The organism is Streptomyces sp. NPDC043726 (assembly GCF_056436565.1).
Map to the genome: position 1 here is coordinate 342,621 of NZ_JBWKCI010000004.1, position 12,024 is coordinate 354,644.

Consider the following 12,024-nt stretch of genomic DNA (forward strand, 5'->3'; position numbering starts at 1 on the left):
CCGCGTAGACCTGACGCTTGTCCTCGTTGTTCGAGCTCGTGCCACCCAGCGTCCGGGCCGCCACGCCACCCATGTCGAAGATGAGCTGGTCGATCACTGATTCCTCCAGATGTCAGCCGCGGGCAGACCGCCCGACAGCAACGAAACGGGTCGAGAGAGACGCAAGGGGGTGCCCCCCGGGGAAAACCCGGGAGACACCCCCATCACGCGGGGATCAGGCCGCGTAGACCTGACGCTTGTCCTCGTTGTTCGAGCTCGTGCCACCCAGCGTCCGGGCCGCCACGCCACCCATGTCGAAGATGAGCTGGTCGATCATCACTAACCTCCAGGTACTGCCGGGAGGGTCGGCCGCGGCTGCGGCCTGGGGTCGGTTGGCCCTTCCCGGCACGAGCCGATCAGGCAGGCGCCTGGAGGGGGCCGCAAGGCGCTTTCCCTTGCGGCCCCCCAGGCGTCTGCCAGGCTCTGGTGCCGGGAAGGGCCCGACCCCAGGCTTCGCAGCCGGACCGACCCGGTCAGTGCCTGGAGGAAACACACCCTCCTCCGGAGACATGAGGAGGCGATGGCCGGCACGGCTGGTGCGGGATCGACGACACAGCAGGACACCGCGCCTGCACCGCCAACGATGCGTTCACGCAGCCACGCGGGGCTGCTCTCTGACCCCTCTGATCGCCATACGGCCCACCAAGGGCCCTAGAAGTGAACAGCAACGCGCTGGGGCCCCACGGGCACCCGAGGCTCGCACGGGACCGGGAGATCGCCGTAGACGGCCCTGGAAGCCGCACAGCGGAACAGATCAAGCAGACGAGTCGTCACCTGACAGATTCTCGTCAGCCAGCGCCAGGACATCAGCTCGCGCAAACCGACCAAAACGACCCGAAGCCACCCCGCGCCGCTCGGCAGTGACCTCGAACCGACCCTCCGACCAGCCCAGCAGCTCGGCAGCCTCGGCACTCGACACACTCGCGACCAGCCACGCAAGACGCTCACCGACGACCCCGGAGACAGCCACGACCGGCAACCCGTCCAGGTCCTTCACGGCATACAGCGGCCAACCACGGAAATCACCCACCGGCCTCAGCACGCCACGATCAGCCAGAAGCTGGACATCCGAACGATCCACCTCCAGACCCGTCCGCTCGGCCAAACGCTCCGCCGCCTTCTCCGAACCCAGACCCGGATGATCACCGACGGCCGCCAGGACCTCCGGCACCCGATCCGGCAACGTGCGCGCCAACTCCTCCGACCAACGGTGCTCCGGCGTGTCCGGATCAGGGATCAGACCTCGGTCACGAGCACGTTGCAACTGCCAGTTCTTCAGACCCAGATAGCGCGCCAACTGAACAGGCCCCATGCCTTCACGGCTTCCCGAACGCATACGCTTCGGCTCCTTGACCTCATCGACGACGGCGACCTCACGGTCCGCACCGATCGCCGACAGGATCTCCGGCACCCGATCCGGCAGCGTACGCGCCAGATCGGCCGACCAGCGGCGGTCCTCGACGTCCGGCGCGGGGATCAGACCACGGCTCAACGCACGCCTCAGCTGCCACTCCTCGATCCCGAGCCAACGCGCAAGCTGAACAGGGCCGAAGTCAGTGCGGTGCCGGCTGGTCACAGCAGCATCCCTTCGTCGTCGGGCAGAGCAGTCCACAGAGGGCATCCCGGGCCTGCAGCACGGCAACCCCCTGTCGCAGTCTCGCCTACCGCACTGACAGCGGAGGACTCGGACTCATCACGACTGCGAGGAAGACCCCAGGTCAGACCCAGCATCGGGGTCCGGCGCCGCCACCGCCGTACGCAGCTGCGGCCAGCTCAGATCCTTCGCCACCTTCGACGCCGGAACCCAGATCCGGCCCCCGTCACGGTCCCGCCACTCCGGGATCGTGAAGGAATAGCCGCCCATCTCACCCGCCGTCGTCAGACGCGCCCGCCACAACACGCCCGCCGCGTCCAACGCCCGCTCGAACGCCTTCCTGCCCCGGCCACGCGATGCGTCCCGCGCCTCACGCACCCGCGCACGCAACTGCTCACGCTCCGGCACCGACGCCCCACGGCGCAGACTCGCCTCCCGCTCAGGACGCGTCACCTGCGGCGCCACACGGTCACTCCGCTCCTCCGCGTCCACCAACTTGTAGATGCGCTCAATCTCACGGACGATCGGCCAGGAACGGTGATAGTCGAACGCGTCCCGCACCAGCCAGCCACGCCAGTCCACCCGACTCACCGTGAGATGGATGTGCTCCTCCCCGTGCCGGACCGCGACCCACGGACACTCCCCATAACCCATCAGCCGCACGTAACGCTCGGCTATCCGGCCCCAGTCGGAGTCGGACAGAATCCGGTCCTCCGGAGCAGTCCGCAGCGCACAGCGCCAAATCGGACGGGCCACGTCAGCCCGCCGCTCCGTGTGCGTGTCGATGAGCTGCACCAGCTGGTCCAACGTGCCGGGGACGTTCCCCGCCACCAGGCGGGGATTCTCGTGCTCCTCATGGCGGCCGGGGCCGAAGTCGTAGCGCAGCGCGCGAGCCGCGCGGCGGCCCTTGGTGATCTTGGCGATCACCGAGCCGTCCCGGCGTGGGGAAAGGGAGCGGACAGGCCCCGCGTCGACAGTGCCGCGTCCCCCAGGCGCGCGATCACCTCGTCCGTCCGGGGAGAGAGCTCGCCTCGCTCACGAAGTGCGGTCACCAACTCCCTGAGATCCGACGCCGCTTGGACGAGCTGAAGGTAAGCGGCTTCGTTCACCTCCGGCACCTTCGGCACGTCCCCCGGAACTCCTGGGTGGCCCTGCAGCGCCTCTTCCACCACCGCCCGCACCCAGGCGCCCAGTTCCTTCCTCTCCGTGCCGCCGCGCGCCGCCTGCCAGCGCTCCAGCTCCTCTTCGTTCAGGCGCACGCTCACGCAGTGCTTCCGCTTCGCGCCTGGTGTACCGCGTACCAACTCCCACTCCCTCCCCAGCGACAGCTCCCACCGCCCGCCCGCCGGCGCCAGCCGACACCGCGACAGCGGTCCCACCCCTCACGGTAACCACACGTCGAGCACCGCGAGATCGTCGAGCCCCAACACGCCATAAGCGAAGCCCTATTGCATAGCTCGCTCCCTTCCACCACCAACACCAGGGCCACAACAACCAGACACAGCACGGGCGTTCCGGCTTGCGCGTCGACGCCAGCGCCACAACAACCACGCAGCGAACGGGAGTTCGCCGTGTTGTTGGCATGGGGCGTTTCAGGGCTCGACGTCCATTGCCGGAGGGCTGGTGAGGGCGGTGGCCTTCCGTGGATGGCTCGTCAAAAGGCGACAGGGGCGTTGTCCGACGCAATGCTGGCGTCGGACAACGCCCCTGTCATGGGCGACCGTTCAGGGTTGCTCAGGCTGGCCTACGGGCCTCCTCCGCCCTCTGTTGCTCCAACAGCCGCTGGATCATCAGCGCCCTCTGCTCCCGGGACATCTTCTGAATGGCTATCTCCGCACACGCCACTCCGTCGTCCCACGGCATCTTGATCTGGCGTCGGGTGCCGGGCTGAGCACCCCATGCGGGGACGTCCGCGGGACGGCGCTCAGGAGCCGGCTGTGGCGCCGGTACCGCACCCATCTCCTCTATTACGCCGTAATGACCGTCCCTCGTCGCGGGGTCCATTACGCCGTAATGGCCGTTGCCGGACTCTCGGTTCATTACGGGGTAATGGCCGACGTCTCCCGGGGCCAGGGCAACGCCGGTTCCCGCGGCGGGCCGCTTCATTACGCCGTAATCATCCGCCTGAGCCGGAGGCTGGGCAGCGGTGGGAGCAGGTCCCGATGCGGCGGAGCGCGCTGTCCGGGACGCCTGCCGTGCGGCCTCCTTCTCCGCCCTCTGCCGCTTGAGGCGATCGAGGACCAGCTCCTGCTCCTCAGCCGGCTTCTTTCCCACCGCGCGCAGGAGATCGATGGGCTCCTTTCCTATGCGCTCCTGGAGTTGTGGGGTCAGATTGAGCAAGGCAAGGCGCTGGGAGACCCAGCCCTGGGAACGATGCAGCCGCGCGGCGAGGGCCTCCTGGGTGCCGTAAATCGCCTTCAACCGGAGCAGCGCACGCGCTTCGTCGAGCGGATCCAGGTCCTGGCGATGGATGTTGGCCACGAGCGCGGACTCCAGCAGGGCGTCCTCGTCGGCGCCCTGGTCGTCGTCGACCAGGACTTTCACCGTGGCGAGGCCCGCCATCCGGGCCGCTGCCAGGCGGCTGCTGCCGTCGATGACGACATGGGTCGCGTCCGGGTCGATCTCCGCCTCGCTCTGGGGGTTGGCCTTCAGATAGGCATGCCGGTTCATGACCGTGATCGCCTGCTTCTGTCCGTGCTCCTTGAGGCTGCCGGCAAGCTGGGTGAGATCGCCCAGGGACGAGCGGGGGTTGTCCGGGTTGAGGCTGATGCGATCGACCGGCAACTCGGTGAGCGCCGCCTCGGTCATGAGAACTCCCCGGTCAGGGCAGGGATGCCCACCGCCTGTGGGCGCATGGGGACACCGGAGCGCAACGGGTTCCGCGTCAGCAGCACAAATGAAGTCATGAGAACACTTTGCTAACTTGAGAGGTCAATTTATGCCTCAACACGTCAGTTATTGCAGAGTTGTTGATCGAGATGTGTGGCGGGTGTGCCACATGGCGGCGCGACCGAGTTGGGCCGGACCCTCCGATGGGCTGAAGTCCGCCTGGCGGGGGGAGCCCCCAGAGGGCCGTCGGCTCGGCGATCGGCAGGTGGCTCTGCGCGGGGTCGAGAAGCTCCGCCCAGCGGCATCGAGAAGCTCCGCCCAGCGGCGGTGAGGCGTCGGCCGCGAAACAGGTGAGACGGGCCGGAGGCCATGTGGGGGATCCGGCCCGTCCGGGGGTCAGCTCGTTGTGCAGGTCGCGCCGTTCAGTGTGTACGTCGTCGGGGGCGCGTTCGTCGTGCCCTTCGTGCCCGTGAAGCCGACCGTGACCGAGCCGGCGGCCGGGATCGTGGACGTCCAGGAGGCGGCGGCCACCGAGACCGCGTTGCCGGTCTGGGTCGGGGTGCCGCCCCACATGTTCGTGACCTTCTGGTCGTTGGGGAAGGCGAAGGCCAGGGTCCAGCCGTTGACCGGGGCCGGGCCCGTGTTGCGGATCGTGATCTCCGCCTGGAAGCCGCCCGGCCATTCGTTGGACACCCGGTAGCCCACCGCACAGGTGCCCGCGGGGGTCGCCGTCGTCGTCACGGCCACCGTCGCCGAGCGCGGCGAACGGTTGCCGGCCGCGTCACGGGCGTAGACCGCGAAGGTGTACGACGTGTTCGCGGTGAGGCCCGTCAGCGTCGCCGTCCTCGTCGTGGAGGACGCCATCGTCGCCTCCGTCCCTCCGGTCACCCGCACCACGTCGTACGCCGTCACGCCAACGTTGTCAGTGGCCGCGGGCCAGCTGAGCGTCGCCGAGGTCGCCGTCACCCCGGAGGCCGTCGGGGTTCCGGGTGCCGTCGGGGCCTGGGTGTCGGGCGCCGTGCCGCCGAAGATCGTGGCCTCCTTCGACGTCTGGGCGATGCCGTTCGCGCCGTTGAAGATGCGCTGGCCCCACGAGCTCAGCTGATTCGGGTCGAACCCGATCGCCAGGTCCAGGATCGGGTCGGTGTTGCCGCTCCAGGACCAGGCCAGGTAGCCGAGGTCCAGCTGCTCCGCCGCCGCCATCATGGTGTCCTCGTCCGGGTCGCCCCACTGGTCTGCGGGTCCGCCGAACTCGCCGATGAGGAGGGGGAGTTTGGCGGTGACGAAGGCGTTCAGGTAGTCGGTGATCTCCGCCACCGTGTCGTACACGCTGTACATGTGGATCGAGAAGATCAGGTTGCCGGTGGTGTCCGCCGCGTACACCGCCTGGGCGTTGGCGCGCATGACGTTCTGCCAGTCCTGGCCCCAGTTGGGCGCGTCCACCATGATCGTGTGCTGCAGGCCCGCGGCCCGCAGCTTCTTGATCGCGGCGATCGTCGGGTCCGTCCAGCCCGCCGGATCGGTGTTGCCCCAGGGCTCGTTGCCGATGTTGACGATGACGTAGTCCTCCTGGCCGGCCAGTACGTCCTTCAGGCCGATCCAGTAGTCCGCCGCCGAGTCCAGCGTGGCGGCCGCCGCCTCCTCGCCGTAGCCCGTGGTGTCGTGCACCTCCAGGACGCAGATCAGCCGGTTCGCCTTGCAGCTCGCGATGACCGCGGCCACGTCCTCGGGCGTGTTCCGGGTCCAGCGATGGCCGTTGGACAGCACGACCCGCACGCTGTTCGCGCCGAGCCGCTTGATGTCGGCCAGCGACTGGGTCTGGCCGGGGTACCAGGTGTGGGCGTGGTTCACGCCGCGCATCACGAAGTCGTTGCCGTTCGACTCCAGCAGGCGGCCGTTACTGATGTGCAGGCCGGTGGCCTGCGGGGCGACGGGCGGCTCGGCGGCCTGGGCGGGGGCCGTGCCCAGGGCCAGCAGGCCGAGCAGCGCGGCCAGCGCCGTGAGCAGTGCGGCTAAGGGCGTTCGGGTTCGTCTCGTGCTCTGTCTTCTCACTGCGACTCCAGTAAGCGCCGGAAACAGGGACAACCACAGAAACGTGGGAGCGCTCCCATAAACCCACTCAGGCAGGGACACGTCAAGATGTCGCGCAGACCCGCGTGCGCTCGGCGCCCAGGCCCGGCGCGAGGGACGCCGTCACCGCGAGGGAGAGCGCGGCCATGGCCGTCATCGCCGTTGCCGGGGAGGTCAGTTGGGCGATCGTTCCCGCCAGCGTCGCGCTCGTGCCCTGCCAGGTGAGCATTCCGGCGGAGTGCAACCCGAGTGCGTGGCCGCTCAGTTCGTCCGGGGTCAGTGCCATCAGCTGCTCCTGCTGGACGAGGCTCGCGCCGAAGCCGACGGAGGCGACGGCGACCGCGGTGGCGGCGAGCGGGAGCGCGGGGTGCAGGACGAACAGGAGGTACGGCGCCGCCAGCAGGCACAGGAGCGGGACCCCGAGCCGGGCGCGCGGCGCGGGCGGGAGCAGGCGGCCCACGGCGACATCGCCGACCAGCATGCCGAAGGCCGCGCAGGCGAACAGGGTGCCGGCGGATTCGGGGTCGTAGGAGACGTAGAGGGATTCGCAGCCCACCACCAGGCCGTTGGGGATCCACAGCGCGAGGTAGACGGTCCGGCGGGGGCGGGAGGACCACAGCAGGGCGTTGGCGCGCCAGGTCGCCGAGACGGAGGGGCGGCCCGAGGCGCGGGGCCGGCGGGGTGTGAGGCCGAGGCGGACCACGGCCGCCGCGAGGACGTACAGCAGTGCCGAGAGCAGCAGGCACAGGCGGGGCGTCAGCAGCGTGACGAGGGCCCCGCCCGTCGCGTATCCGGCGATCTGCGTGATCCCGCTCATCATGTTGAAGAGCGAACGCCCCGGCAGGTAGCCGTCCTTGGCGAGGATCTCGTTCAGCAGGCCCCAGCGCACTCCCCCGCCGAGCGAGGCGACGAGTCCCTGGGCGAGCAGCACGGCGAAGACGGCCCAGATCGGCAGGCCGGGGACGGCGAGGACGGCCGTCGCCGCCGCGAAGGCCAGCGAGAGGCCCGTCAGGGCCGCCCTCGGGGGCAGCCGGTCGGCGCCGGAGAGGAAGAGGGACGCGCCGAGCACCTGGGCCAGCGAGGGGCCGAACATGCTCACCGCCGACAGCAGCGGGGAGTCCGTCGCCCGGTACACCAGCGTGGCGAGCGCCAGGCCGCCGATCGTCTGGGCCGCGATCTGGGCCGCGGAGGAGAGGAAGAGAGGGGTGAACTCGGGGGTGCGGAAGAGGAGTCGGTAGCGCATGAGCGGAGTCTCCGGCGGGCCGCGCGGGGCCGGTTAATGTTTCGCGCGGGCACGAAAGGTGGGGGGCTTCATGGGCTGGTGGCAGATCAACGCGGACACGCTCGCGCGCAGCCGGTTCGTGCTCTCGCCGCTGGCCGAGACCTTCGCGAGCCTGAAGCTGCTGCACGCGGGCGTGGGCACGCATCCCGGGGAGCGGGACTGGCTGCGCGCCCACCGGCCCGGGTACCGGGCCCTGCTCGCCGCGGATCCGGTGACGGCGCTGCTGGTGCGCGCCGGGCTCGGGCGGGACTGGATCGCCGACTTCCTCACGCCGACGCCCCGGGACGGGGAGAGCTTCGAGGAGGGCGTGGCCCGGGTCCGCGCCGCCCGCCCCGAGGACGCCCGCGCCCACCTCGCCGTGTCCCTGGCCGGCCCGCTCCCCGCCGACCTGGACCGGGACGACCTGCCGTCCCGGGCGGCGGCGCTCCTCGAGTACGTCTGGCAGGAGGCCGTACGACCGGACTGGGACCGGCGCCGACGGGTGCTGGAGGCGGACGTGGTCGCCCGGACCGTTCAGGTGAGCCGGTACGGCTGGGCGGCGGTGCTGGACTCGCTGCGGCCGGGGACCCGCTGGCTCGGGGAGAGCCGGTTCCAGGTCAACCGGCACGAGTACCCGCCCCGGGAGCTGTCCGGCGCCGAGCTGGTGTTCGTGCCGGTGACACCGAGGGCGGGGTGGGTGGCGTGGGAGGGGTGCGAGCGGTACGCGGTCGTGTACCCGTGTGTCGGAGCGCTGGCCGAGGAGGGCCGCAGGCCCGCGCCGGCCGGACTCGGGGCCCTTGTCGGCGGCGCGCGGGCCGCGGTCCTGATGCTGCTCGGCTCACCCCTGAGCACGACCCAGCTGGTCGCCGTCACCGGGCAGGGGCTCGGCTCGGTGGGCGGCCACCTGCGGGTCCTGCTGGACGCGGGCCTGGTGGAGCGGCGGCGGGCGGGGCGGTCGGTGCTGTATGTGCGGACGGCGGCGGGCGAGGTGCTGGTGGAGGCGGCCGGGGCGGTGTCACCCGGCGGAGCTAGCATCCGGGCATGACTGTAGACAGCAGCAAGGGCAGCCCCCTGGACGTCCCGATCGGCGCGCTCACCGGTGGCTCCGCCGATCTCAAGCAGTACGCCGGCCAGGTCGTGCTGGTCGTGAACGTGGCCTCCAAGTGCGGGCTGACCCCGCAGTACGCCGGGCTGGAGCGGCTGCACGAGCGGTACGCGGAGCGTGGGCTCACCGTGCTCGGGGTGCCCTGCAACCAGTTCCTCGGGCAGGAGCCGGGCAGCGCCGAGGAGATCGCCGAGTTCTGCTCGGCGACGTACGGCGTGACCTTCCCGATGACCGAGAAGGTCGAGGTGAACGGCGAGGGGCGGCACGCGCTGTACGAGCGGCTCGTCGGCTTCGCCGATGCCGAGGGGCACAGCGGGGACATCCGCTGGAACTTCGAGAAGTTCCTGATCGGCCGGGACGGAGGCGTCGTCGCCCGGTTCTCGCCGCAGACCGAGCCGGACGCGGCGGAGCTCGTCGCGGCCGTCGAGGCGCACCTCGCGGGTTGACCTTGCCCCTGGGGCAGGGCTGAGCCTCCCTGTCGCCGGGCGGAAGAGCCGCCCGGTGACGGAGGATGAGGCCGTGGACGAGGAACTGCTCACCATCGGCGCGTTCGCCGCGCGGGCGCGGCTGTCGGCCAAGGCACTGCGGCTGTACGACCGCCTGGACCTGCTGGCCCCGGCGCATGTCGACGAGGTCAGCGGTTACCGCTACTACCGCGCCGACCAGGTCGAGCGCGCGCGTCTGGTGGCGCTGCTGCGCCAGCTCGACATGCCGCTCGCCCGGATCGCGGAGGTCGTCGGGGCGCCGGACGGGATCACCGCCGCCGGCCGGCTCGACGCCTACTGGGCGGACGTGGAGACGCGGGTGGCGGGGCAGCGGACGCTGGCCGAGTACCTCCGTGGACGGCTGTCGGGGAGGAGCTCCGAGATGTACGGAAAGTTCGTGGTCGAGACGGTGGACGTGCCCGCGCAGGTGCTGATCACCGAGACCCGGCATGTGCTGGCGGGCGAGCTGCCGGCCTGGATCGGCGCCTCGCTGGGGCGCCTTGAGGAGGGGTCCCGGGAGTGCGGCGGCAGCACCGGGGCGCCGTTCGTCGTGTACCACTCCGACGTGTCGATGGAGAGCGACGGCCCGGCCGAGGCGTGCGTCCCGGTGGCGGACGAGGCTGCGGCCCGTGCCTGGGTCGAGCGCCAGGGCCGTACCCATGCGACGAAGCTGCGCGTGGAGCCGGCCCAGCGGCTGGCGTACACCAGGATCACCAAGGCGCAGGTGGCCCATCCGCAGATCCTGGCCGCCTTCGAGGCGGTGGAGGAGTGGATCCCGGGGCAGGGGCTGCGGATGGCGGGCCCGTGCCGTGAGGTCTATTTCGCGGACTGGGACGCCGCGGGCCCGGAGGACCCGGTCTGCGACGTCGCCTTCCCCGTGAAGTGAACGGCCGTGCCCGGCGGACGCGTTGGACGTCCGCCGGGCACAAGCCGAGCCCCCTCGGCAAGGACGGCGGGCTGGTCGAGAGGGCTCTTGCGTGGTGCTTGTGCGGTTGTCGATCGTCATCGGCCAAGGCTCAGGGGGCAGCCCCTTACGCCTTGACCGAGGCCACGAAGGCGCTCCACGCGGTCGCGGGAAACGCCAGGACGGGGCCCTCGGGGACCTTGGAGTCCCGGACGGCCATTGCCGAGAGGACAGGGGACTTGATCTCGACGCATGCGCCATTGCCCTGCGAGTACGAGGACTTGACCCACGTGTCCGTGACACCCTGCTTGATTGCCATGTTCGCTCCGGTAACCAGTTGCTGAGTTGCTGACCGCGTGCCGTGCGGGTGCCTTCCGTCCGCACGGCACGGTTTGCGCCAATCGGTGTTGCTCGATGGCGTGATCGACGCTACTCGCCAACTTCGGGGTGCGGAGCGACTATTCACTCGACTGGATGGCATATTCCAGTGGGGACTTCCGCCGCGGCCGGGCGAAGGTGTATCTTCCGGCGCCGCAGCTCAGCGCGCGTAGTCCTTGGCCACGTCGGCGATGAACTCGCGGCTCTGGTCGGCGTTCAGGGCCTGCGCCCGCAGGTGCTCGTACATCACGCTGTACTTCTGGACGTCCTGCGCCTTCTCCAGGTAGAGGTCGCTGGTCACGCCCTCGATGTAGACCACGCTGGAGTCGGCGGCGTCCGGGAACTCCAGGATCGCGTACTGGCCGCTCACGCCGGGGTGCGCGCCCATGGTGAACGGGATGAGCTGCACGGTGACATGGGGCAGCCGGGACATCTCGACGAGGTGCTCCAGCTGCTCGATCATCACGTGCCGGCTGCCCACCTCGCGGCGCAGCGCCGCCTCGTCGAGGACGGCCCACAGGCGCAGCGGGTTGTCCGGGGCAGAGATACGTTCCTGTCGGCGCAGCCGCACCTGGACGCGCTTGTCGATGTCGACCGGGGTGACCTCCGGCAGGGCGCCCGAGATCAGGGCCTCCGCGTAACTCTTCGTCTGGAGCAGGCCGGGGACGACCTGGGGGTCGTAGACCCGAAGGCTCGCCGCGTCCGTCTCCAGGCCGATGTAGACGCTGTACGGGACGTCCCCGAAGGCGTGCCACCAGCCCTGCTGGCGGGAGTCCTTGGCCATCTGCATCAGGGAGTCGACGATCCGGTGGTCCTCGACCTCGTAGACCCCGCACAGGTCGCGCACGTCTCGCTGGCTGATGCTGCGGCGGCCGTTCTCCAGACGGCTGATCTTCGACTGGGAGACCAGCAGCCGCTCGGCCACCTCTTCGGCCGTCATGCCCTTGAGCTCGCGGAGCCGGCGCAACTCCTGACCCAGCCGGCGGCGCCTGACAGTGGGATTGACATTGGACGCCACGGGACGTGCACCTCCGGCTGCATGAACTGCTTGCGACTTTGCGTATCTGCTGTTGAGCAGACTGCCACCAAGGTGCTTTCTACCGCTGGGAAACGGTGGATATGCGCTGTGTAAGCGCCAGTTCAGAGCGCTGACCGAATTGTTCCGCAATCTTCCGCACATGCGGCCGCGCGGGGCGGCGGGACCGTGTCGTCGTCCGGACACATACGGTCCCGCCACCCCGCGCGGACCAGCGGCTCCCGAACCGGCCTTGGGGACTGCGGTGCGGCGCTCGTGGTGCGTGGTGCGTGGTGCGTCGTGCGTGGTGCCGACTGCGGTGACGTTACGTCGTGGACCTGCGG

11 protein-coding genes are annotated in these 12,024 nt (G+C 70.1%); 3 read left to right on the plus strand and 8 right to left on the minus strand.

Going from position 1 to position 12,024, the window contains the following annotated elements; genetic code table 11:
- Nucleotides 1-793: 793 nt before the first annotated feature.
- From AC068Z_RS13760 to AC068Z_RS13785, 6 genes are all read right to left on the minus strand, one after another.
- Nucleotides 794-1,615, minus strand: a complete 822-nt coding sequence (locus AC068Z_RS13760; protein WP_478554808.1) for a hypothetical protein — start codon at nucleotides 1,613-1,615, stop codon at nucleotides 794-796.
- A gap of 117 nt (nucleotides 1,616-1,732) precedes the next feature.
- Complete coding sequence (locus AC068Z_RS13765; RefSeq protein ID WP_478554809.1) at nucleotides 1,733-2,560, minus strand: relaxase/mobilization nuclease domain-containing protein; 828 nt, start codon at nucleotides 2,558-2,560, stop codon at nucleotides 1,733-1,735.
- Entirely contained in the window at nucleotides 2,557-2,898 is a 342-nt protein-coding gene (locus tag AC068Z_RS13770) for a hypothetical protein (protein WP_478554810.1), read from the minus strand. Before AC068Z_RS13770 ends, AC068Z_RS13765 begins: the two co-directional genes overlap by 4 nt.
- 469 nt (nucleotides 2,899-3,367) lie before the next feature.
- A complete protein-coding gene (locus AC068Z_RS13775; protein ID WP_478554811.1) occupies nucleotides 3,368-4,441 on the minus strand; it encodes a ParB/RepB/Spo0J family partition protein in 1,074 nt (357 codons plus the stop codon).
- Nucleotides 4,442-4,858: 417 nt separating this feature from the next.
- On the minus strand, nucleotides 4,859-6,514 hold the full coding sequence (locus tag AC068Z_RS13780) for a cellulase family glycosylhydrolase (protein WP_478554812.1): 1,656 nt from the start codon (nucleotides 6,512-6,514) through the stop codon (nucleotides 4,859-4,861).
- Between the two features lie 82 nt (nucleotides 6,515-6,596).
- Entirely contained in the window at nucleotides 6,597-7,775 is a 1,179-nt protein-coding gene (locus AC068Z_RS13785; RefSeq protein WP_478554813.1) for an MFS transporter, read from the minus strand.
- Nucleotides 7,776-7,845: 70 nt separating this feature from the next.
- On the opposite strand from AC068Z_RS13785, the gene AC068Z_RS13790 reads away from it, so the two are divergent.
- From AC068Z_RS13790 to AC068Z_RS13800, 3 genes are read left to right on the plus strand one after another with little or no spacing between them, the layout of a single operon-like run.
- The gene (locus tag AC068Z_RS13790; protein WP_478554814.1) at nucleotides 7,846-8,838 is read left to right on the plus strand and encodes an ArsR/SmtB family transcription factor; all 993 of its coding nucleotides are present in this window, start codon (nucleotides 7,846-7,848) and stop codon (nucleotides 8,836-8,838) included.
- Nucleotides 8,835-9,344 carry a glutathione peroxidase gene (locus AC068Z_RS13795; RefSeq protein WP_478554815.1) on the plus strand — a complete coding sequence of 170 codons (510 nt, stop codon included), beginning with the start codon at nucleotides 8,835-8,837 and terminating at the stop codon, nucleotides 9,342-9,344. The genes AC068Z_RS13790 and AC068Z_RS13795 overlap by 4 nt, the downstream gene beginning before the upstream one ends.
- 55 nt (nucleotides 9,345-9,399) lie before the next feature.
- Nucleotides 9,400-10,269 (plus strand): MerR family transcriptional regulator, encoded by an 870-nt coding sequence (locus tag AC068Z_RS13800; protein WP_478554816.1) that lies wholly within the window; start codon nucleotides 9,400-9,402, stop codon nucleotides 10,267-10,269.
- 145 nt (nucleotides 10,270-10,414) lie between these two features.
- Here AC068Z_RS13800 and AC068Z_RS13805 read toward each other — a convergent pair whose 3' ends face one another.
- Together AC068Z_RS13805 and AC068Z_RS13810 are read right to left on the minus strand one after the other, a co-directional pair.
- A complete protein-coding gene (locus tag AC068Z_RS13805; RefSeq protein ID WP_451719482.1) occupies nucleotides 10,415-10,606 on the minus strand; it encodes a DUF397 domain-containing protein in 192 nt (63 codons plus the stop codon).
- A 219-nt stretch (nucleotides 10,607-10,825) separates the two neighbouring features.
- Nucleotides 10,826-11,683, minus strand: a complete 858-nt coding sequence (locus AC068Z_RS13810) for a helix-turn-helix domain-containing protein (protein WP_478554817.1) — start codon at nucleotides 11,681-11,683, stop codon at nucleotides 10,826-10,828.
- Nucleotides 11,684-12,024 lie beyond the last annotated feature (341 nt).